Origin of the sequence: Thioalkalivibrio sp. ALMg11 (assembly GCF_000377905.1) — a bacterium.
In the GTDB taxonomy this organism is placed as follows: Bacteria; Pseudomonadota; Gammaproteobacteria; order Ectothiorhodospirales; family Ectothiorhodospiraceae; genus Thioalkalivibrio.
In genome coordinates this window covers 80,522-101,454 of record NZ_KB898873.1, presented here as the reverse complement: position 1 = coordinate 101,454, position 20,933 = coordinate 80,522, and the positions used below count along the sequence as shown (strand labels likewise).

24 protein-coding genes are annotated in these 20,933 nt (G+C 65.8%); 10 read left to right on the top strand and 14 right to left on the bottom strand.

What is annotated here, in order from left to right; genetic code table 11:
- The first annotated feature begins 4 nt into the window (after nucleotides 1-4).
- From D578_RS0105640 to hemE, 3 genes are all read left to right on the top strand, one after another.
- Entirely contained in the window at nucleotides 5-451 is a 447-nt protein-coding gene (locus D578_RS0105640) for a GatB/YqeY domain-containing protein (protein ID WP_018948992.1), read from the top strand.
- 75 nt (nucleotides 452-526) lie between these two features.
- On the top strand, nucleotides 527-1,933 hold the full coding sequence (locus tag D578_RS0105635; RefSeq protein ID WP_018948991.1) for an FAD-dependent oxidoreductase: 1,407 nt from the start codon (nucleotides 527-529) through the stop codon (nucleotides 1,931-1,933).
- A gap of 8 nt (nucleotides 1,934-1,941) precedes the next feature.
- Nucleotides 1,942-2,997, top strand: a complete 1,056-nt coding sequence (hemE, locus tag D578_RS0105630) for a uroporphyrinogen decarboxylase (protein ID WP_018948990.1) — start codon at nucleotides 1,942-1,944, stop codon at nucleotides 2,995-2,997.
- A gap of 23 nt (nucleotides 2,998-3,020) precedes the next feature.
- Here hemE and D578_RS0105625 read toward each other — a convergent pair whose 3' ends face one another.
- Together D578_RS0105625 and D578_RS0105620 are read right to left on the bottom strand one after the other, a co-directional pair.
- Nucleotides 3,021-3,650, bottom strand: coding sequence for a hypothetical protein (locus tag D578_RS0105625; protein ID WP_018948989.1), 630 nt, complete (start codon nucleotides 3,648-3,650; stop codon nucleotides 3,021-3,023).
- On the bottom strand, nucleotides 3,651-6,029 hold the full coding sequence (locus tag D578_RS0105620) for a penicillin-binding protein 1A (protein ID WP_018948988.1): 2,379 nt from the start codon (nucleotides 6,027-6,029) through the stop codon (nucleotides 3,651-3,653). It abuts the gene before it with no gap.
- A 143-nt stretch (nucleotides 6,030-6,172) separates the two neighbouring features.
- On the opposite strand from D578_RS0105620, the gene D578_RS0105615 reads away from it, so the two are divergent.
- From D578_RS0105615 to D578_RS0105590, 6 genes are all read left to right on the top strand, one after another.
- Nucleotides 6,173-7,240 carry a pilus assembly protein PilM gene (locus D578_RS0105615; RefSeq protein ID WP_042798362.1) on the top strand — a complete coding sequence of 356 codons (1,068 nt, stop codon included), beginning with the start codon at nucleotides 6,173-6,175 and terminating at the stop codon, nucleotides 7,238-7,240.
- On the top strand, nucleotides 7,237-7,800 hold the full coding sequence (locus D578_RS0105610; protein WP_018948986.1) for a PilN domain-containing protein: 564 nt from the start codon (nucleotides 7,237-7,239) through the stop codon (nucleotides 7,798-7,800). The genes D578_RS0105615 and D578_RS0105610 overlap by 4 nt, the downstream gene beginning before the upstream one ends.
- A complete protein-coding gene (locus tag D578_RS0105605) occupies nucleotides 7,800-8,381 on the top strand; it encodes a type 4a pilus biogenesis protein PilO (RefSeq protein WP_018948985.1) in 582 nt (193 codons plus the stop codon). Before D578_RS0105610 ends, D578_RS0105605 begins: the two co-directional genes overlap by 1 nt.
- A 14-nt stretch (nucleotides 8,382-8,395) precedes the next feature.
- The gene (locus tag D578_RS0105600; RefSeq protein ID WP_018948984.1) at nucleotides 8,396-8,923 is read left to right on the top strand and encodes a pilus assembly protein PilP; all 528 of its coding nucleotides are present in this window, start codon (nucleotides 8,396-8,398) and stop codon (nucleotides 8,921-8,923) included.
- A gap of 18 nt (nucleotides 8,924-8,941) precedes the next feature.
- Entirely contained in the window at nucleotides 8,942-11,080 is a 2,139-nt protein-coding gene (gene pilQ, locus D578_RS0105595; protein WP_026289203.1) for a type IV pilus secretin PilQ, read from the top strand.
- Nucleotides 11,081-11,183: 103 nt separating this feature from the next.
- Nucleotides 11,184-11,726: a shikimate kinase gene (locus D578_RS0105590; RefSeq protein WP_018948982.1), complete on the top strand. Its 543-nt coding sequence runs from the start codon at nucleotides 11,184-11,186 to the stop codon at nucleotides 11,724-11,726.
- Between the two features lie 350 nt (nucleotides 11,727-12,076).
- Here the strand turns inward: D578_RS0105590 and D578_RS0105585 are convergent, their stop codons facing one another.
- Together D578_RS0105585 and D578_RS0105580 are read right to left on the bottom strand one after the other, a co-directional pair.
- Complete coding sequence (locus D578_RS0105585) at nucleotides 12,077-12,538, bottom strand: nuclear transport factor 2 family protein (protein ID WP_018948981.1); 462 nt, start codon at nucleotides 12,536-12,538, stop codon at nucleotides 12,077-12,079.
- Entirely contained in the window at nucleotides 12,514-12,924 is a 411-nt protein-coding gene (locus tag D578_RS0105580) for a nuclear transport factor 2 family protein (RefSeq protein WP_018948980.1), read from the bottom strand. The genes D578_RS0105585 and D578_RS0105580 overlap by 25 nt, the downstream gene beginning before the upstream one ends.
- A 124-nt stretch (nucleotides 12,925-13,048) precedes the next feature.
- Here D578_RS0105580 and D578_RS0105575 point away from each other — a divergent pair, with 124 nt between their 5' ends.
- Nucleotides 13,049-13,939, top strand: coding sequence for a PfkB family carbohydrate kinase (locus D578_RS0105575; RefSeq protein WP_018948979.1), 891 nt, complete (start codon nucleotides 13,049-13,051; stop codon nucleotides 13,937-13,939).
- Nucleotides 13,940-13,993: 54 nt separating this feature from the next.
- On the opposite strand, the gene D578_RS0105570 is transcribed toward D578_RS0105575, so the two are convergent.
- The 10 genes from D578_RS0105570 to lptC all read right to left on the bottom strand — a co-directional run bounded on the left by D578_RS0105570 (nucleotide 13,994) and on the right by lptC (nucleotide 20,897).
- Nucleotides 13,994-14,263 carry an HPr family phosphocarrier protein gene (locus D578_RS0105570; protein ID WP_018948978.1) on the bottom strand — a complete coding sequence of 90 codons (270 nt, stop codon included), beginning with the start codon at nucleotides 14,261-14,263 and terminating at the stop codon, nucleotides 13,994-13,996.
- Nucleotides 14,235-14,660, bottom strand: coding sequence for a PTS sugar transporter subunit IIA (locus D578_RS0105565; RefSeq protein ID WP_018948977.1), 426 nt, complete (start codon nucleotides 14,658-14,660; stop codon nucleotides 14,235-14,237). Before D578_RS0105565 ends, D578_RS0105570 begins: the two co-directional genes overlap by 29 nt.
- Nucleotides 14,661-14,711: 51 nt before the next feature.
- Complete coding sequence (gene rapZ, locus D578_RS0105560) at nucleotides 14,712-15,584, bottom strand: RNase adapter RapZ (protein WP_018948976.1); 873 nt, start codon at nucleotides 15,582-15,584, stop codon at nucleotides 14,712-14,714.
- 7 nt (nucleotides 15,585-15,591) lie between these two features.
- Nucleotides 15,592-16,623 carry an HPr(Ser) kinase/phosphatase gene (gene hprK / locus D578_RS0105555; protein WP_018948975.1) on the bottom strand — a complete coding sequence of 344 codons (1,032 nt, stop codon included), beginning with the start codon at nucleotides 16,621-16,623 and terminating at the stop codon, nucleotides 15,592-15,594.
- A 48-nt stretch (nucleotides 16,624-16,671) separates the two neighbouring features.
- A complete protein-coding gene (locus D578_RS0105550; protein ID WP_018948974.1) occupies nucleotides 16,672-17,139 on the bottom strand; it encodes a PTS sugar transporter subunit IIA in 468 nt (155 codons plus the stop codon).
- Nucleotides 17,140-17,142: 3 nt separating this feature from the next.
- On the bottom strand, nucleotides 17,143-17,481 hold the full coding sequence (gene hpf / locus D578_RS0105545) for a ribosome hibernation-promoting factor, HPF/YfiA family (protein WP_018144530.1): 339 nt from the start codon (nucleotides 17,479-17,481) through the stop codon (nucleotides 17,143-17,145).
- 16 nt (nucleotides 17,482-17,497) lie between these two features.
- Complete coding sequence (locus D578_RS0105540; RefSeq protein ID WP_018948973.1) at nucleotides 17,498-18,982, bottom strand: RNA polymerase factor sigma-54; 1,485 nt, start codon at nucleotides 18,980-18,982, stop codon at nucleotides 17,498-17,500.
- A gap of 88 nt (nucleotides 18,983-19,070) precedes the next feature.
- A complete protein-coding gene (gene lptB / locus D578_RS0105535; protein ID WP_018948972.1) occupies nucleotides 19,071-19,841 on the bottom strand; it encodes an LPS export ABC transporter ATP-binding protein in 771 nt (256 codons plus the stop codon).
- The gene (lptA, locus tag D578_RS0105530) at nucleotides 19,838-20,377 is read right to left on the bottom strand and encodes a lipopolysaccharide transport periplasmic protein LptA (RefSeq protein ID WP_018948971.1); all 540 of its coding nucleotides are present in this window, start codon (nucleotides 20,375-20,377) and stop codon (nucleotides 19,838-19,840) included. The genes lptB and lptA overlap by 4 nt, the downstream gene beginning before the upstream one ends.
- On the bottom strand, nucleotides 20,358-20,897 hold the full coding sequence (gene lptC, locus D578_RS0105525) for an LPS export ABC transporter periplasmic protein LptC (protein WP_018948970.1): 540 nt from the start codon (nucleotides 20,895-20,897) through the stop codon (nucleotides 20,358-20,360). Before lptC ends, lptA begins: the two co-directional genes overlap by 20 nt.
- Nucleotides 20,898-20,933: the final 36 nt, after the last annotated feature.

Sequence of the window (20,933 nt, the reverse complement as noted above, 5' to 3'; positions counted from 1 at the left end):
AAAGATGTCGCTCAAGGCCCGGTTGCAGGATGACGTCAAGCAGGCCATGCGGGCCCGGGCGAAGGACCGCCTGGCCGCTTTACGCATGATTCAGGCCGAGGTGTCGCAGTTCGAGGTGGACGAGCGGCGCGAGGCCGACGACGACACCGTGCTGGCGATCCTCAACCGCATGCTCAAGCAGCGGCGCGATTCCATCGATCAGTATAAGAAGGGCGGTCGCGAGGACCTCGCCGAGCGCGAGGCCGCCGAGGTCGTCATTATCGAGGAATACATGCCCGAGCCGCTGGACGCGGCCGCTCTGGACCAGTTGGTGAGCGAGGCAATTGCCGAGACCAGCGCCAGCGCCCCGGGTGACATGGGCCGCGTAATGGGTGTGCTGAAACCCCGGGTCTTCGGGCGTGCGGACATGGGCCAGGTGAGCCAGAAGGTGCGCGCCGCCCTGCAGGGCTGACTACGGGCCGGACCCCGGCCGAACTCCCCGGGCCCATCGCGGCCCCTATCCCGATTTCGTCGGAGCGAGTGTTCCATGGCTTCCAATCCGATGCAGTTCCTGGACCTCCCGCGCCAGGACCCCCAGAAGACCCCCGCCGAGATCCGGATCCACGAGTTCGGCGAGATCATTGGTCAGTTCGACCCTGGGACTGCCGGTCAGCAGGCTGGCCGTTGCCTGGCCTGCGGCAATCCCTATTGCGAATGGAAGTGCCCGGTCCACAACTTCATCCCCAACTGGTTGAAGCTGGTGGAGGAGGGCAACCTGTTTGCGGCCGCCGAGCTCTCGCACAAGACCAACTCGCTGCCCGAAGTCTGCGGCCGCGTGTGCCCGCAGGATCGCCTGTGTGAAGGGGCCTGCACCCTGAATGACGGCTTTGGCGCGGTCACCATCGGCTCGGTCGAGAAGTACATCACCGACGAGGCCCTGAAGGCCGGTTGGCGTCCGGATCTGTCCGACGTCACCCCGACCGGCAAGCGGGTCGCGGTGATCGGCGCCGGTCCCGCGGGGCTTGGCTGCGCGGACATCCTGGCACGCAACGGCGTGCAGGCGGTGGTGTATGACCGTTACCCGGAGATCGGCGGTCTGCTGACCTTCGGCATCCCGCCGTTCAAGCTGGAAAAGCACGTGATCCGCACTCGCCGCGAGATCCTCGAGGGGATGGGCGTCGAATTCCGCCTGAACACCGAGATCGGCCGTGACATCGCGATGGATGCCCTGCTGGAGGAATACGACGCTGTGTTCCTCGGCATGGGTACCTACACCGCGATGCAGGGCGGCTTCCCCGGCGAGGACCTGCAAGGCGTTTATCCTGCACTGCCGTTTCTGATCTCCAACATCCGCCAGGTGATGGGGTGGCCGCAGGAGGAAGGCGACGACTTCATCGATATGGCCGACCAGCGCGTGGTCGTGCTGGGCGGTGGCGATACCGCGATGGACTGCAACCGTACCTCGATCCGCCAGGGCGCGGCGTCGGTGACCTGCGCCTATCGCCGCGACGAAGAGAACATGCCCGGCTCGCGCAAGGAAGTGGTGCATGCGCGCGAAGAGGGCGTGCATTTCGAGTTCAACGTGCAGCCGGTAGAGATCGTCGGTGACGGCAAGGTCGAGGGCGTGAAGGTCGTGCGCACCCAGATGGGCGCCCCGGACGAACGCGGCCGCCGGCGGCCCGAGCCGGTTCCCGGCTCGGAGCACGTGATCCCGGCCGACCGCGTGCTGATCGCCTTCGGCTTCCGCCCTTCGCCGTCCGACTGGTTTGCCGACTACAAGATCGGGATCGACGAGGGCGGCCGCGTGCAGACCGTGGGCGAGCGCGCCTTCCAGACCGGCAATCCGAAGGTGTTTGCCGGCGGCGACATGGTGCGCGGTTCCGACCTGGTGGTCACCGCCGTCTTCGAGGGCCGCGAGGCCGCCGAAGGCATCCTTGAATACCTCGGCGTTTGAGCCTTTCGATGTCCCAGAACCTGAAGAACGACCTCCTCCTGCGAGCCCAGCTGCGCGAACCGGTGGAGCGCCCACCGATCTGGATCATGCGCCAGGCTGGACGCTACTTGCCGGAATATCGCGAGACCCGCGCCCAGGCCGGCAGCTTCATGAGCCTGTGCCAGAACCCGGAGCTGGCCTGTGAAGTCACCATGCAGCCGCTGCGCCGGTTTCCCCTGGATGCGGCGATCCTGTTCTCCGACATCCTGACCATCCCCGACGCGATGGGCCTGGGTCTGTATTTTGAGACCGGCGAGGGTCCGCGTTTCCGCGAGCCGGTGCGCACGCTGGAGGCGATCGAGAACCTCCCGGTGCCGGACCCGGAGCAGGAGCTGCGCTACGTGATGGACGCGGTGCGCCTGATCCGCCGCGAGCTGGACGGCCAGGTCCCGCTGATCGGCTTTGCCGGCAGCCCATGGACGCTGGCGACCTACATGGTCGAGGGCCAGGGTTCGCGCGACTTCGCCGAGACCAAGCGTCTGATGTACGGCGAGCCGCAGGCGATGCACGCCCTGCTGCAAAAGGTCGCCACTGCGGTGACCGATTATCTGAACGCGCAGATCCGCGCCGGTGCCCAGTCGGTGATGATCTTTGACACTTGGGGTGGCTCGCTCACTCCGAGGGCCTATCGCGAGTTCTCGCTGGCTTACATGCAGCGCATCGTCGATGGCTTGATCCGTGAAAACGACGGCCGCCGGGTCCCGGTGACCCTGTTCACCAAGGGTGGCGGTGCCTGGCTGGAGATGATGGCGGACACCGGGGCGGATGCCCTGGGGCTGGACTGGACCATCGAGATTGCCGAGGCCAGCCGGCGGGTCGGCGATCGCGTTGCGCTGCAGGGCAACCTCGATCCGTCGGTGCTCTACGCGCCCGAGGCGGTGGTCCGCGAAGAGACCCAGCGGGTGCTGGATGGATTCGACCGCGACACCGGCCATGTCTTCAATCTGGGCCACGGCATTCATCCGGGGATCGACCCCGAGCGGGTCGCCGCGATGGTGGAGACGGTCACGAACTATCGCCGGTAGCCCGGCGCGTTGGTTCGGACTGGTTACTCCGCCGCGGCCGGTGCCTCGTCGGCGCCGGCCTCCGTCAGCATTTTCTCTACGTCCACGCGGGTTGCGCGTTGCATCGGGCGTCCGTCCACCGGCGACGGTGGCGCCTGGCGCAGGCCGTTCAGCGGGAATACCGTGAGCTCAATGTCGGTGTCGTTCGGTCCGCGGAAGGCGAGGAAGGGGATGCGCTGTTCGCGCCCCTGCCGGCTGCGGTAACGGCGCTCGCCGGTCTCGCTGTGAATCCCCCGATCCCCCATCTCCAGGATGACCTCTTCCACCGTCTCGGCGAAGGCATGCAGGTTGATCAGCGGTTGCGATTCCACTAGCCCTTGAAGGAGCGGGCCGACCAGGCGCGGTTCCAGGTGTCCCAGGCGTTCCATCACGACCAGAGCCGCCTCCAGACGACTGCGGTAGGCGGCCCGGCTGGCCGGATCCGAGAACAGGCGGCTGCGTTCGATCGCGGCCTCCTGGACCTCCAGGTTGCCGGGCATATCGTGTCGGGCGTCCACGCCCAGGTGTTCCGCCGCTTTGCGCTTGGCCAGCCCGAAGTCCCGGATGCCGTCGTCGAGCATGATGCGAGCGGCTTCCTGGGCCAGCTCCTTCCGCGCGCGCGAGGGGCTGGCCATTTAAAAGACCAGTTCGGGTTGCTGGTTTCCGCTGCTGCCGTTGTCGCCGTTCCCTGGAATGACGTGTCCGCGTTCCGGAATCTGGTGGGGTAGCAGCCACTGGTTGCGCGCCCCCGGGGCGTCGTCGGTGGGGGCGCGCTGGCCGTTCGGCAGGATGGCGACTCGGACCAGGTCGTTGGGGCGCTCCACGGGCCGCTCCGGCTGGTCAGCCAGCACGCTGCCCATGAAGCGGGTCCAGATTGGCAGGGCCGCGCGACCGCCACTTTCGCGCCGGCCCAGCTCGCGGTTGTCGTCGAAGCCAATCCAGGCGGTCGCAACCAGCTCCGCGTTGAACCCGGCGAACCAGGCATCACGGTAGTCGTTGGTGGTGCCGGTCTTGCCGGCCAGGTCGGAGCGTCCCAGCTCCAGGGCGCGACGGCCCGTGCCGGAGGTGATCACGCTGCGCAGCATGTCGCTCATCTGCCAGGCGGCACCGGGATCCAGGACCGGTACCGGATCGGTGTACTGCAGCGGGCCGCTGCTGGCGACGAGCGGCAGATCCTGTCCTTTCGGGTTGGCGCAGGGCGCCGGACAGGCACGTTCGGTCGGTGCCTCGTACAGGGTCTCGCCGTCCACCGTCTCGATGCGCGCGATGATCCAGGGGCTGTTCAGGCGACCACCGCTGGCGAACACGCCATAGGCGTTGTTCAGCTGCAGCGGAGTGAGCGAGCCGGTGCCCAGGACCATGGACAGGTTGTTCGGTTGCCTCTCCAGGTCCAGACCGAAGCGCGTCAGCTCCTGGTGCACGTTTCCGGTGCCCAGGCGGTCCAGCAGGCGGATGGAGGCCAGATTGCGGGAATTCGCGAGTGCCTCGCGCAGGGTGGTTTCGCCGTGGAAGCGCCGCGAGTAGTTCTGCGGGCGCCATTCGGCCCCCAGGGCGGGGTCGTTGAAGACCATCGGCGCATCGATGACGGGCCCTTCGGGCCGGTGGCCCTCGCGCAGGGCCAGGGCGTAGACCAGCGGCTTGAACGCGGATCCTGGCTGGCGTTGCGCCTGGGTCGTGCGGTCGTAGCGGTTTTCGAAGAAGTCGAAGCCGCCGGCCAGAGCCAGGATGGCGCCGTCCTGCGGGGCCTGGGCGATCACGGCCCCGGTGACCTCCGGCTTTTGGGCCAGGCGCCAGCGGCCGTCTGTATAGGGACGGATACGGATCACGTCGCCGCGTTCGAGTGCCGGTGACCCAGCCCATTCGCGGTCTTCCGGCAGGATCTCCAGTTCGCCAATACGGCCGCCGTCGACGCGCAGTACCCCGGCGTCACCCTGTTCCAGGACGACGGCCGGAAACAGCAGTCGTCCGTGCACTCCGATGGCGATCAGAGCGCGCTCGCGTGCCTCGGCGTCCTCCAGGGTGTTGCCCGGAATCCGCATCTCGGGACCGCGAAAACCGTGACGCTCGTCATATTCCAGCAATCCTTCCCGCAGCGCCTGGTTGGCCGCCTCCTGCTGGCGGGAGTCGATCGTCGTATGCACCTGCAGGCCGCGACGGTAGGCGTCGTCGCCCCACAGGTTCACGACCATCTGGCGGGCCATTTCGGCGACCCAGTGGGCGTCGATCTCGGTGGCTGTGGTGTGGCGCTCAGACAGCACCGGGCGCTCGATCGCGGAGGCATAGGCGTCCTCGTCGATCACCCCGGTCTCCAGCATCCGCCGCAGTACGTAGTTGCGGCGGATCTCGGCCCGTTGCGGATTGCTTACCGGGTTGGTGGTCGACGGCGCCTTGGGCAGGGCGGCGAGCGTGGCAATCTCGTCCAGTTCCAGCGCATCCAGCGATCGGCCGAAATATACCCGCGAGGCGGCTTCGATCCCGTACGCGCGCTGTCCCAGATAGATCTTGTTCAGATATAGCTCGAGGATTTCGTCCTTCTCGAGTTCCTGTTCCAGGCGGATGGCCAGGAAGATCTCGCGCAGCTTGCGTTCGTAGGTGCGCTCGCGCGTCAGGAAGATATTGCGCGCCAGCTGCATGGTGATCGTGCTGCCGCCCTGGCTGCGCTCGCCGCCGGTGGAGATCACATTCAGTCCGGCGCGGGCGAGGCCCATGATATCCACGCCCGGATGGTCATAGAAGCGCTCGTCTTCCGCCGCAATAAAGGCATCGCGAACCTGCTGCGGGATCGCGTCGATCGGGACGGGAATGCGGCGTTCTTCCGCGAACTCACCCATAAGGCGGCCATCCGCACTGCGGACCTGCAGTGGAGTCTGCAGGCGCACATCGCGTACGGCGTCGGCCTCCGGGAGGGTCGGCGCGTAGTAAACATAGAGGGCGGCCGCCGCGATGGACAGGCCGATTCCGGCTGCCAGAATCAGGGCCAGCAGCGCCGTAATAATCTTAAGGAGCGGATTCATGACAGCAAAAAAAGTGAGGCCAAGATGAGAAGTCGCTTTCAAAGCGACTTGCAACCCTGAAGTCGCGGTGTATATTGTGAACCAGCTAGCATACGTGATTGTAACGCTACCAGTTACTTTCGTCGGGGTATACAGGGGGATGTGTGCTGAGTCTCGGAAAATCCAAACAAGGGGTCCTGGGCGTGGATATCAGCTCGGCAGCCGTCAAGGTGCTGGAGCTGACGCGACAGGGTAAGGGCTATCGGGTCGAGGCCTTCGCGGTCGAGCCGCTGCCCGATGGGGTGATGGTCGACAAGGTCTGTCAGGACACCGAGGCCGTGGGTAATGCCCTCGCCCGGGCGGTCAAGCGCTCCGGCACCCGCCTCAAGCACTGCGCGATGGCTGTGCCGTCCTCCGCCGTGATCACCAAGACCATCCAGATGTCGGCCGCGCTGGGCGATGCGGAGCTCGAGGGTCAGGTCTTCGTGGAGGCGGATCAGTACATCCCCTACACGCTTGAAGAGGTCAACCTGGATTTCCAGGTCCTCGGCAAGAACGAGAAGAACCCCGAGATGGTCGACGTCCTGGTGGTCGCCTCGCGCCGCGAGAACGTTGACTCCCGTGTGGCGATTGCCGAGGCGGCCAAGTTGACCCCCGAGCTGATCGACGTCGAGGCATACGCGATCGAGCATACCGCCGAGCGCTTGATGGAGCAGGTCCCCGACCGCGAGAGCAAGCCGATCGTGGCGGTCGTGGACGTCGGCTCTTCGGTGACCGCCGTGTATGTCGTCAGTCAGGACGAGGGCGTGGTCTACACTCGCGAGCAGAATTTCGGCGGCCGCATGCTCACCGAGGAGATCATGCGCCGCTACAGCATGAATTATCAGGAGGCCGGCGCCGCCAAGATGAGTGGCGACCTGCCGACCGACTACGCAAGCTCCATCCTCGAGCCCTTCAAGCAGACCATGGTCGACCAGATCCAGCGGCTGCTGCAGTACTTCTACGTGACCCGCCCGCAGGACACCATCGATCACATCCTTCTGGGTGGCGGCTGTGCGGCCATCCCGGGCGTGGACGAACTGCTCGAGGAGGCCGCCGGCACGCCGGTATCGATCGCGAACCCGTTCCGTGGGATGGCGTTGGCCAAAAGGGTAAACCAGGAACGTTTCGCCAATGATGCCCCGGCGCTGATGACGGCCTGTGGCCTGGCCGTGCGGGGGTATGCGTCATGATTTATATCAACCTCCTTCCCTGGCGCGAGAAGGCTCGCGAACAGCGGCGCAAGCAGTTCTTCGCCGCGGTTGGTGGCGCCGCGGTGGTCGGCGTTCTGCTGGCCTTCGTTGGCTACAGCTTCATCGGCGCGTTGATCGACCACCAGCAGTCGCGTAACCAGATGCTGGAAAGCGAGATCCGCGAACTGGATCGTCAGATCGCCCGGATTCGCGATCTGGACGAACAGCGCGCGGCCCTTATTGCCCGAATGGAAGTGATCCAGACCCTGCAGGCGCAGCGGCCCGAGGCCGTGCATCTTTTCGATCAGCTGGTCGAGACCCTGCCCGATGGTACTTATCTCAACGAGATCCGCCAGGAAGGCGAGAATGTGCGCCTGGTCGGGCGCTCCGAGTCCAACACCCGGATCTCCGCGTTGATGCGCCGGATCGATGGTTCGCCCTGGCTGGGCAGTTCCAACCTGCAGATCATCGAGACCCGCGAGGAGGGTCGCCTCCAGGTGCGTGACTTCCGACTGGATGCCACACAGACCCGGCCGGATGCCGCAGAGGGGGATTCCTGATGGATCTCAATGAACTCAAGCAGGTCGACTTCAACAACATCGGGGAAGCCTCCTGGGGCGTGAAGGGCCTGATCCTGGTCGTGATTGTCCTGGCCATCCTCGGCCTGTCTTACTACCTCTTCATCGGCGATCAGCGGACAGAGCTCGAACGCGCGGAGAGCCGCGAGCTGCAGCTGCGCGGCGAGTTCGAGGACAAGCAGCAGCGGGCCGCCAACCTCCAGGCCTACGAGGATCAGCTGGAGGAGATGGAGCGCATGTTCGCCTCGCTGCTCGAGCTGCTGCCCAGTAGTGCCGAGATCCCCAGTCTGCTGGTCGATATCTCGCAGACGGGGCTGCAGGCCGGACTCGAGATCGAGCTGTTCGAGCCGCGTGGCGAGAATCGGCGCGACTTCTATGCCGAGGTCCCGATCCGTCTGCGCGTCCGGGGCGATTACGAGGATCTCGCGGAGTTTGTCAGCGGTGTCTCGGCCCTGCCTCGGGTGGTCACCATGCATAACATGCATGTCCGTCCGGGCGATTCCGACAACGACCTGCTGATGGATGCGGTCGCCCGCACCTATCGCTACCTGGAGGAGAACTGATGAGGCATTCTTCCATGCGAGCGGTGTGGCCCGGACTGGCCATGGTCCTGAGCGGCGGGATCCTGATCTCGGGCTGCACTCAGGACAACCGTGACCTCGAACAGTACATCGCCGAGGTCAAGGAACGCCCGGGGAGCGGGATCGAACCGATCCCCACCCTTGAGCCGCACGAGCCGTACATGTATCCGGGGCATACCCGGTCGCCCTTCGACTCGTCGGTGATCGCCCAGCCGGAGTTGGCTGGGGCCGAGGGGCAGCCGGGAGACGCCGAGATTGATCCTGACCGCCCGCGCGAGTTCCTCGAGGGCTTTCCGCTGGATTCGCTGCGGATGGTGGGGGCGCTGGAGCAGCATGGCGTGCGCTACGCACTGGTGCGCACTCCGGACCGTGGGGTGCAACGCGTCACCGCGGGTAATTACATGGGCCAGAACCACGGGGAGATCATCGAGATCACGCCGACTCGGATCCGGCTGGTCGAGATCGTGCCGGATGCCTTTGGCGGTCACGTTGAACGTGAAAACTCGGTGGCGCTGACCGATTAGCGGTTGGGGGAGAAGAACATGATGACGAGCATTCGCCGCACGGTCGGCACAAACAACAGGGGATTCAACATGGGTTCTTCCATGCGCGCTTTCGCAGGCACGGTCGTTGCGGGCCTGCTGTTCATGGTGTCCCAGGGGGTGGCTGCCACCGAACTGGAAGAGATCCGGGCCGGTAGTCTGAGCGGTGACCGGGTGCAGGTAAATCTGCGTTTCTCGGAGGCGCCACCCTCCGACATTCGAGCCTTTGCGATTGATTCACCGCCGCGCATTGCCCTGGATCTGCCCAATGTTGGTAACGCACTGCCGCGGCGCGAGACGGACCTGAATGTGGGGCCGGTGCTGCGGGCGAGTACGGTAGAGGCGGGCAACCGCACCCGGGTGGTCCTGAACCTGACTCAGGCCTCCGAGTACCAGACTCGAGTAGAGGGCAATAATCTCATCCTTACGCTGGGCCGCGGGGTTTCCGAGGCGGATGCCCGGACCCAGCAGGTCGTGGATCGTGCGGGTGAACCCACCACCACGACCCGCAGCGCCCGTCCAATGGAGATCACCGGGATCGACTTCCGGCGCGGCAGCGAGGGCGAAGGTCGCGTCGAAGTGGATCTCTCCCGCTCCGGGGCCGAGATCAACGTTCGCGAGCAGGCGGGTCGGATCGAGATGACCTTCCCGCGCGCGATGGTTGACGAGTCGCTGGAACGTCGCCTCGACGTGGTTGATTTCGCGACCCCGGTGCACACCATCGACACCGTCGCCGAACGCAACCGTGTCCGCATGGAGATCGAGGCGCGCGGCGAGTACGAGATCATCTCCTACCAGAGTGATCGCCAGTTCGTCCTCGAAGTCGCCCCGATCTCCGAGGCCGAGCGTGAGGCGCGCGCCCGCGAGGAAGAAGAGTTTGCTGGCGAGCGCCTGTCCCTGAATTTCCAGGACATCGAAGTACGTTCGGTTCTGCAGCTGCTGGCGGACTTCACCGACCTGAACATCGTGGTCAGTGACACCGTGGGCGGGAACATCACCCTGCGCCTCAACAACGTGCCCTGGGATCAGGCGCTTGATGTCATCCTCCAGGCGCGTGGTTTGGACAAGCGCATGGACGGGAACGTCCTCTACGTCGCGCCAAGCGACGAGATCGCGGCCCGTGAACGCATGGAAATGGAGGCTCAGCGCGATCGACAGGAACTGGAGCCCTTGCGGACCGAATTCGTTCAAATCAACTTTGCTCAGGCCGAGCAGATCGCTTCCCTGATTCGCAGCGAAGAAGGTGGTCAGTTCCTGTCCGAGCGCGGCAGCATAACTACGGACAGCCGGACCAACACCCTTCTCTTGCAAGATACACAGAGTCGGATTGAGGACGTTCGTCGGCTGGTGTCCACTTTGGACGTGGCAGTGCAGCAGGTCTTGATTGAGACTCGTATCGTTATAGCGACCGATGACTTCAGTCGCGAACTCGGTGCTCGTTTTGGCGTAAGTGGGGGACGTACCCGTGGAGACACTCAGATTGGAGGGAGTGGTTCACTCGAGGGGGCGAGTGGTGCGCGCGGAGGGGCTGGGGTTGGCGATGTAGCTCTTGGCGAGCGTCTAGGCAGCTCATTCCCGTCGATTGGGCAGGCAGGATCGAACTTTGATGCGGGCGCGGCGGCCTTCAGTATCTTGCGTCGCGGTGTGTTGTTGGACTTGGAGCTGTCCGCCCTGCAGGTCGAAGGCCGGGGGGAAATTATTTCAAGCCCTCGCGTTGTCACGACGAATGGGCAGCGCGCTTTAATTGAAGACGGTACTGATGTCCCGATTATTGTCCGAGATGAAGGGGGCAACCCCCAAACGGAGTTGGTTGAGGCCTATCTGTCCACCGAGGTCACGCCGCAGATTACGCCCAATGGCAATGTGATCATGGATATTCGCGTCACAAAGGATGAACCGGGGGAAGTCGTTCGTGATGGTGTGACGTTCAACCGTCGCACTGTAGAGACACAGGTATTTGTGGGCGACGGCGAGACGGTCGTTCTGGGTGGTACCTATGAGATTACGAGCAACAACCGTATCGAAAAGGTGCCTTTCTTTGGAGATCTTCCATTTCTGGGAAATCTTTTCCGGAATAATCTCGCCGAAAATACCAAGGCGGAACTTCTGATCTTCGTGACGCCGCGCATCCTCGATTGAGCACGGACTTTGCGTCGGGAAGTGCCCTTCCGGGTACGATGCTAAAAGCCGGGGCCTGTCCCCGGCTTTTCTTTGGGCGGCCCAGCCAGTAGCCTTGGCGCCCATGCAGAACATCGTATTGGTAGGGCCGATGGGGGCCGGCAAGAGCACAATCGGACGCGGCCTCGCGGGACTGCTGCGGCGGCCGTTCTTCGATACCGATCAGGAGATCCAGCGGCGTACCGGCGTGGATATCCCGACCATCTTCGAGTTCGAGGGCGAGGCAGGCTTTCGCAAGCGCGAGTCGGCGATGCTGGAGTCGCTGGTGCAATACGAAGGGGCGGTGATTGCCACGGGCGGCGGGATTGTCGAACGCCCGGAGAACCGGGAACGCCTGCGCGATCAGTTCGTGATCTACCTGCGGGTGCCGGTGGAGGAGCAGTTTCGACGGACTCGACGTAACCGCAAGCGCCCGCTGATCGCAGAGGCCGCGGACCCGAAGGCCCGCCTTCAGGAGTTGTTCGCGGTCCGCGATCCGCTCTATCAGGAGGTCGCGGACCTTACGCTGGAGGGCAAGGGGCGGCGGGTGCGCGACGCGGTCAAGGGCGTATGCGCGGCCCTTCAGGTGCAGCGCCCGGACCTTTGCCAGCCGCGCTCCGAAGGTTAGTTTCTATCCACGAAGCGCACGAAGACACGAAGTAAGGGCGCGAGCGATCCACGGTGGCCGGTTCCGGCACAACGCGGGGTCGTATTCGGGTCAGCGGACAGTGAAAGGCCCTGAGCTCCGTCGATCTTCCGGACGCCTGGTGGCGGTGGTCACCTGATGTTTTGAACCCCGGAGGACGCGGAGCACAGCGAGGCAGTTTCCGGTTGTTGAGGCGCTTCACGACACGCATCCATACCGTGAGCAGACCCCTTTGCGTCGGAAAACACCTGCCGTCCGCCCTTGTCCGTGCTCTCTGTGGTGCACTCGCTTTAGACCTTCTTCGTGCGCTTCGTGGTCGATCCCACTGATCGTTAGTGGCGGGTGTTGCCGCCGCCATTGGGGACGAACATGCCGTCCTGCGACGGCGGTGACCGGCGCCCGTGCGAGGCGTGGTGAAACAGCAGGCGCCAGCCCGTGTCCAGCCAGCGCCAGGTCTGGCTGATCAGGATCGTCCCGGTTGGAGCGACGTCGCCCGGTCGCGTGATCGCCTCTTCGATGACCACGCTGATGGTCTCCCCGGCCTCGTGGCGCCCCACGATCTTCGGTTCGATCCCGATATTCAGTTCGCGCGCGAAGACCAGCAGCCAGCTCTCCATCACCTCCGCCACGCCTCGGTGGGCGCGTGGGCTGCCCGGGTGGATGCAGACGATGTCGGGGCGCTCGCCCCAGAGGCGCATCATCTGTTCGATATCGGCGGCGCGAAAGGCGGCGTAATACGCCTCGACGCAGCGATCGGCATCCGTCGGCATCAGTGCATACCCCCGGTGGGCCATTCCGACGCGGGTTCCGGGTCCGGGCTGGCGTGGTGGAGCACCATGCGCCAGCTTTCTCCGTCATGGCGGTAGCCATTGGTCGCCAGCATGACGCCGCGGCGTTCGCCGTGGACATACAGGTTTTCCCGCAATACGTGAAGGACGAGGTCTTCGCCCGGTATGGCGGTCACCTGGGTCCGGTGTACGATCACCCCGCGCATCCCCGGCAGGATGTCGTCCCAGCTCTCCAGGATGATGTCTGTTCCCTGCAGGCGCTCGCCACCGGGGTGGATGCAGACGCACTCCGCACTGTCGTGCCAGATCTCGCACATGCCTTGCGCGTCGCCCGCCTGAAAGGCCTCGTAAAAGGCGGCTTCGGCGGATTCGGGAGAAGGGAACGTGGCCATACGGGTCGAAGCCTCCTGAGGCAGAGGGCTTATTGTCGCAGGAGCATCCGAGGATGACGAATACGCGAGATGACGTAATCGGCGCTACCCGCCAGAATGGCGATCCTTCATCACGGGAGCCCGTATGGCACGCATCCTCGCCACTGGCATTGTCACGCTCGATCACACCCTCGATGTTGCGGCCTTCCCGGCCGAGGACGACGAGGTCCGGGCGCTCGCCAGCACCACCCAGCCCGGAGGCAACGCGACCAACACTGCAACGGTCCTGGCGCAGTTCGGCCATCGGCCTGGCCTGGCCGCGGTCATCGCCCAGGGTGCGGCCGGGGATGCCCTGAGCGAGTCCCTGGAGGGTCGCGGACTGGATGTTCGCCACTGCGTGCGCCGGCCCGGCGCGACGCCGACCTCCCATATTCTGCGCTCGCGGGCGACGGGCAGTCGCACCATCGTCCATCACCGCGACCTGCCCGAACTCGAGGTGGAGGATCTCGCAGGGGTGCCCTGGCCGGAATATGACTGGCTACACTTCGAAGGGCGTAACCCGGAGGCTCTTGCCTCCATCCTGCGGGCGGTGCGGGAGCAGATCTTTGACCAGCCGGTGTCGCTGGAGCTGGAGAAGCCCCGGCCGGGGCTCGACGCATGCCTGGGCTATGCCGATGTCGTGATGCTCTCGCGCGACTGGGCCGCGAGCGTGGCGGACACTCCCAAGGCTGCACTGAAGCAGTTGGCCGAGCGGTTTCCCGATCGCATCCTGACCGTCACCGACGGGGCGGCGGGGGCCTGGATGGCCGTGCGGGGCGCGATCCACCATTGTGAAGCGACGTCCGGACTGCGGGTGGTCGACAGCGTGGGGGCGGGGGATACCTTCAATGCCGGGTTGATCCACGCGCTGGTCTCCGGGGAGCCCCCGGAGCAGGCCCTGGCGGCCGCTGTGCGGCTGGCGGAGCGCAAGCTTGAGCAGGTCGGCCTCGACGGGCTGGGTGCGGCGGGTTCCGATCCGGGGGCGTGGCCAGGATAGCGCCCCCGCGGGGTGCCGGTCTTCACCAGCCGGCACGGGTGGGCGTTCGGAGTTTCAGGCCTCTTCGCCGAAGCGGTCGGCGACCAGCTCCGTCAGCGCATCCAGTGCCTCCGGCGCATCCTTGCCTTCGGCCTCGATGGTGATCTCGCTGCCCTGGGCGGCGGCCAGCATCATCACGCCCATGATGCTCTTGCCATTCACCTCCTGCTGGTTGCGGGAGACGGAGACGTCCGCGGCGAACTGGCTGGCCAGGCTGACGAACTTGGCCGCGGCGCGCGCGTGCATCCCCAGGCGATTAACGATGGGGACTACGCGCTGCGGCATCGCTGCACTCCTGATCGCAGAGGAGAATCCCGTCATGGCCGCCGGACAGGGCCTTGTTGACCAGCTCGGTCAGGGGGAGGTGTTGATAGTTGAGCACGCGGATGAGCATCGGCAGGTTGGCGCCGGCGATCACGCGGGCATTTGCACCACGGGCGACGCGAATCGCCACGTTGGATGGCGTGGAGCCAAACATGTCGGTCAGAATGAGCACCCCCGAGCCGCTGTCCAGGGTAGCCAGGCGCTCGCGGGCGCGGGCCAGGACCTCGTCGGGGTCGTCGTTCTGGGACATCGCCATGGACTCGCAGTCCTCGGGCAGGCCCCCGAGCATGCTCTGCGCGGTCTGCAGCAGGGTATCGCCCAGGTTTTGATGCGTGATCAGAATGAGACCAACGCCCATGGATCTGCTCCGATTGCGGGTTCCAGAAGGCCCTCGCCCCGCGTCCAGTGGTTACTGTTTCCCCAGCTCGCGGTGACGGGTGCTAACAGTAACATGTTCCCGGTCCTGCCACGCTGCTGCAAGGCGCTCCACCAGATACACCGAGCGGTGTTGCCCGCCGGTACAACCGATGGAGACGGTTACATAGCTGCGGTGGTCATCCAGCAGGCGTGGGAGCCACTGCGACAGAAAGCCCTGGATGCTGTCGAACATGGCCGCGACCTCCGCGTGGCGCTCAAGGAACTCGCACACGGGCTGGTCGCGACCGGTCAGGGCGGCCAGGTTGCTTTCGTAGTGCGGGTTGGGCAGGCAGCGCACGTCGAACACGAAGTCGGAATCCAGTGGCGCGCCGTGTTTGAAGCCGAAAGACTGGAACTGCAGGGATAGCTCGTGTTCCCCGCGCTCGCCTATGCGGTCTCGCAGCGTGCGCGCCAGGTCGTGCATCGACAGGCGCGAGGTGTCCACTGTCAGGTCGGCCTCCGCGGCCACATGGCCCAGCCACTCGCTTTCGCGGTCGATGGCCTCGACCAGTGGCACGCCGTCGCGCGCCAGCGGGTGGCGCCGGCGGGTCAGGTGGTAGCGCCGCAGCAGCACCTCGCTGGCCGCCTGCAGGAACAGGACCTCCACCTGTACCCCGTCCGCCCGTAGTTGCGTCAGGAGACCGGAGAACCCCTCCAGGGCCTCCAGGCCGCTGCGCACATCCACGCCCACGGCCAGGTGGCGGTCGCTCTCGGTGTCGTAGTGGCCCTGCCGGACCTGATCGATCAGGTCCGGCAGCAGCGGCAACGGGAGGTTGTCGACGCAGAAGTAGCCGGCATCCTCCAGTGTGTGCAGGGCCACCGTCTTGCCGGACCCGGACAGGCCACTGACGATCAGCAGGTGCATGGCGGGGTCAGCCTTCCGGATCCGGGTTGGGGACAGTGGTGGCGGGCACCGCGCGATGGTAGGGCGGCTCCTCGGCCTCGCCGCTCATCTGGCGGCGCTGGCGTGCGCGCAGGTCGTCGCCAGCGATATAGCCCTGCATGTGCAGCATGTGGTTGCGCACGGCCGCCTCGATCATCACCGCGATGTTGCGACCCGGCGCGATCGGCAGGCTGATCAAGGGGATGCGCAGGCCGAGGATATCGATCTCGCCGCGGCGCCCGTTCAGCCGATCGTCGGGGACCGGCGAGGGTTCGCCATGATCGCGCAGGTCGATGATCAGGCGCAGATACTTGCCGCCCTTGATCGCGGAATCGCCGTACATGGCGCGGATGTTGAGTACTCCGAGCCCGCGGACTTCAAGCAGGTCCTGGAGCAGGGCCGGACAGTGTCCGCGCACGATATCGGGGGCAATGCGTGCGAACTCGGGGGCATCGTCGGCGATCAGGCGGTGCCCGCGCGAGATCAATTCCAGCGCGACCTCGCTCTTGCCGACGCTGGAGGCGCCGCTGATCAGCACCCCGATCCCGAGGATCTCCATGAACACGCCATGGCGCACCTCGAAATGGGCCAGGCGCTGCTGCAGGAAATAGCGCAGCAGCGAGATGATCTCGTGGCTGCTGGTGCTGGAGCGCAGGATCAGCGGCAGCGCCTCCTGCGGGGCCTCGGGCATCTCCGAGATCGGGGAGGTGTCCTCGGCGAAGATCACCGCGGTGGTCCCGGTGCGGGCCATCTCCAGGATCAGCTCGTTGCACTGGGTGTCACTGAGACTCGAGATGTAGCGGGCCTCGAAATCGCCAATGATCTGGATGCGGTTGGGTCGGATCAGGTTGAGATGGCCGGCGAGCGGCAAGTCGTCGCCATCGTCGCCGACCAGCTTGCGGTCGGGTGCCGCCTGCTCGCCGTGCACGAAGCGCAGATCCAGGCGGTTTCCCATGGCCAGGATCAGGCTCTCCACGTTGATATCGCGGGCGATCCCGCCTTCTCCCAGCGCCTCGTTCATGGGATTCGATGCGCGCCGGGATCGGGGCTGGAGGCGGGTTCCACGGACTCAGCCCTCGCTGAAGCGGTGCACGAGTTCCTGTTCCAGGGCCGCCGCATCCCCGGCCCGGCGCAGGGCTCCGATGGTATCTGGCTGCGACAGGCCGCGGGCGAGCTGGGCCAGCAGGTCGAGGTGGTCGCCGGTGGCGGCCTCCGGGACCAGCAGTGCGATCAGGATATCGACCGGCTCGTGATCCATGGCGTCGAAATCGACGCCCTTTTCCAGGCGCAGCACGGCCACGCGCGGCGCCTCGAGATCGGCCAGGCGGCCATGGGGAATCGCGACCCCATGGCCGAGACCGGTGGATCCGAGTTTTTCGCGCGCGGACAGGGCCTCGAAGATCGCGTTGCTCCCCGGTCCCGCGCCGTCACCCCCGCCGGCGAGGAGTTCCGCCAGGGCCTCCAGGGCCCGTTTCTGGCTGGAGCACTCGGGCTTCAGGCCAATGCGCTCGGAGGTGATCAGCTCGGCAATAGTCATGGATCAGGAGGCCTGCTCGCGGTTGCGCTGGGCACCTTCGGCGCGGTGGTGGTCCTTGACCTTTTCCTTGTGCTTGATCAGCTGGCGGTCAACCTTGTCGATCAGCGCGTCGATCGCGGCATACATGTCCTCGTGAGAGGCCTCGGCATGGATGTGATTGCCGCTGACCTGGAGATTCGCCTCGGCCTGGTTGTGCTGATTCCGGGTCTTCTCGTGTGTCAGCACAACGTGGACGTCGATGACCTTGTCGAAGTGGCGCTCCAGCTTCGCGAATTTCTCGTTGACGTAGTCGCGCAGGGCGTCGGTGATGTCCACATGGTGGCCGGTCAGGTTGATCTGCATGGTTGGTACTCCTTGGTCACTTGCTGCCGGTAGGCATCGAGGCCATCTGCCGGCGTTCGCTGGATGAAGGGATGTGCATCGCCTCGCGGTACTTGGCCACGGTGCGGCGCGCCACGTTGATGCCCCGGTCCGACAGGACCTGGGCGAGCCGGGCATCGCTGAGCGGCTTGTTCGGGGGTTCGTCGCCAATCAATTCGCGAATCATGGCACGGATGGCGGTGGCGGAACACTCGCCGCCGTCATTGGTGCCGACATGGCTGGAGAAGAAATACTTGAACTCGAAGACCCCGCGCGGGGTGTGCATGTACTTCTGCGTCGTCACCCGCGAGATGGTCGATTCGTGCATCTCCAGGGTCTCGGCGATGTCGCGCAGGATCAGCGGCTGCATCGCGACATCGCCATGCTCGAGAAAGCCCTGCTGGCGATGGACGATTGCCTCGGCGACCCGCAGCAGGGTGTCGTTGCGGCTATGCAGGCTCTTCAGGAACCAGCGTGCCTCCTGCAGCTGGTCGCGCATAAAGGCGCTGTCGCGGGCATCCGAGACCTGGCGCACCATGCCGGCGTAGAGGTCGTTGATGCGGATGCGCGGTGCGATCTCCGGGTTTAGATCCACGCGCCAGCCCTCGGTGGTGTGGCGCACGTAGACATCCGGGACCACGTATTCCGAGGTGGCGGAGCTGATCTGTGCGCCGGGGCGCGGGTTCAGGGTGCGGATCAGATCCAGTGCCCGTGCCAGTTCGTCCGGGTCGCGTACGCCGGACTGGCGCTGCAGGGCCTTGTAGTCGCGCTTGCCGAGGCTGTCCATGCCGTGTTCCAGGATCGCCCGTGCGGCCTCGCGGGCCGGGGCGTCCGGGGCCAGTTCGCGCAGCTGAATCTCCAGGCACTCGCGCAGGTTGCGCGCGCCGACTCCCAGCGGGTCGCACTGCTGGATCCAGTGGAGCACCGCTTCGACCTCGTCGACGCCGACGGTTTCGTCCTCGCCGCGGCTGATGGTCTCGGCCAGGGTTTCCAGGTCACCCTCGAGATAGCCGTCGGGGCTGATGGTGTCGATCAGGGCAGCACCGATGCGTTGGTCGCGTGGTGTCAGATGGCTCAGATGCAGCTGCCACAGTAGGTGATCCTGCAGGCCCTCGCCGCCGTCGTCGCTGGTGTTTTCCAGCGGGTCGCGGTCATCCACGCCCTTGTTGGGTGTCGGCGCCGGCTCGTAGATGTCGTCCCAGCGGCTGTCGGTGGTCAGTTCCTCGGGGATCACGTCGTCACTGGTGGTAGTCGCCTCCATGCGATCGCCTTCCACCAGCTCGCCCTCCTGATCCAGGCGCTCGGTGGGGGTGTCGGCGTCCTCGTCCTCCACCTGTTCGAGCATGGGGTTGCTCTCCAGGGCCTGCTGGATCTCCACCTGCAGCTCCAGCGTGGACAGCTGCAGCAGGCGGATCGCCTGCTGCAGTTGCGGGGTCATGGTCAGCGTCTGACCCAGCTGCAGATTCAGGCCGGGTTTCAGCATCGCGTATTCGGAGCGAGGGTGAGCATTAGTGGAATCTTAAAGCCTGCCTTGTGGTTTGTGCACCGACCGGGCCGCATGGGGGTCGCTTTCACAGGCGGAAGTTCTCGCCGAGATAGACCCGGCGCACCTGGGGATCGGCCAGCAGCTCGTCCGGTGTCCCGGCGGCCAGCAGGCGGCCCTCGCTCAGAATATAGGCCCTGTGGCAGATGCCGAGGGTTTCGCGCACGTTGTGATCGGAGATCAGTACGCCGATGCCGCGCTGGGCGAGATGCCGAATGACGTCCTGAATATCGCCCACCGAGATCGGATCCACCCCGGCGAAGGGTTCGTCCAGGCAGATAAAGCGCGGGTCCCCGGCGAGGGCGCGGGCGATCTCGGCCCGGCGGCGTTCGCCACCGGACAGCGCGATGCCGGGGCTGTGGCGCACGGTCTCCAGCTGGAACTCCTCGATCAGGGCGTCGCCAATGCGGCGGCGCTCGTGGCGATCCAGCCCGGGGCGCAGCTCCAGCACGGCCTGCAGGTTGTCCCACACGCTCAGGCGGCGAAAAATCGAGGCCTCCTGCGGCAGGTAGCCGAGGCCCGCGCGGGCGCGCACGTGGATGGGCGCGCGGGTGATGTCGCGTTCGCCCAGGGTGATGCGTCCGGCATTGGGGCGGATCAGCCCGACCAGGCTGTAGAAGCAGGTGGTCTTGCCGGCCCCGTTCGGGCCCAACAAGCCGACGACCTCCCCGGGTGCCAGGTCCACGTCGACCTGGTCCAGCACCGTGCGCTTGCCGTAGCGTTTGGTCAGTTCGCGCCCGACCAGGCGGTCGCTGGTCTGTGCCGGTGTTGCGGCCGGGCTGGGGGCGGCTGCGCTCATTCGTCGTCGCGCGGCTGGATGGTGATGCGCACGCGCTCGCTCTCGCCTTCGCCGCGCTCCGCCTCGATCACGTCGGTCGTCAGGTCGTAGGTGATGCGCTTGCCGCGCGCCTCCTCGTTGGAGGTGATCACGTGGGCCTGGTCAGTGAGGATTACGCGGTCCTCGTTGAGCAGGTAGTCGATGCGCAGGGCGGTGGCAATGCGCATCTCGCCGGTTTCGGGATCGGGAGATTCCAGTCGTGCCGGCTCGCCGTGGGCCTCCATCTCGTAGGGGCGGCGATCGCGGGTGCGCACGTAGACCTTGTCGGCCTCCAGGGTCATGTCGCCGCGGATCACGATCACGTCCCCGGTGTAGGTCCCCAGACCCTGGCGTTCGTCCATCTCCGCGCGGTCGGCGGTGATCTCCACCGGCAGCGCCGGGCCCGAGCCCTGCTGGGCGAGCGCGGGCGCGGCCAGCAGGCCGAGCAGCAGGAGCGCCGCCGCGCGGGCGCCCGAGTGGACCGGGCCGTGGCGAAGGCTATGGGGCTTCAGGGTCATGCGCGGGCTCCTCCTCGCTCGTCTCGCTGTAGAGCGAATACACGTCATGGAACAGCTCTATGGTATCCCCTCGCGAGTCGACGCGCAGACCGGTGCCGCGCTGGAACAGGCCCGGCTGGTTCAGGGTCGAAAGGGCATCCGAGGTGGCGACCATGGTGTCGGTGGCAACGCGGACATCCCGCGAATCGATGATGGTCTCCACGCGCTCGCCGCGGGGCGGCTGTACGCCGTGGGTAGGGCCGATCAGATCCAGCGTCTCGGCGGCCGGGCGATGCAGCGCGGCGGGGGCGGTCCAGCGCCATTCGATACCGCCCTCGGCGAACAGGTCGAGGTCCGGGTCGTCCACCCACTGGGGGCCGTCGCGCCCGAATTCGCGCAGGCGGGTTCCGCGCAGACGATGGGCCAGTTCGCCGTCGTCGCCGGTGGCATGCAGGGTGAAGCTGTCGATCTGCAGCGTGACCTCGCCCTCGGGCGGGCTCACCTCGGCCTGCGCCAGGGGTACGGCCGCGAAAACGAGCATGGCCAGGGCCCATCCGAATTGGCTGCGAGTCCTGTG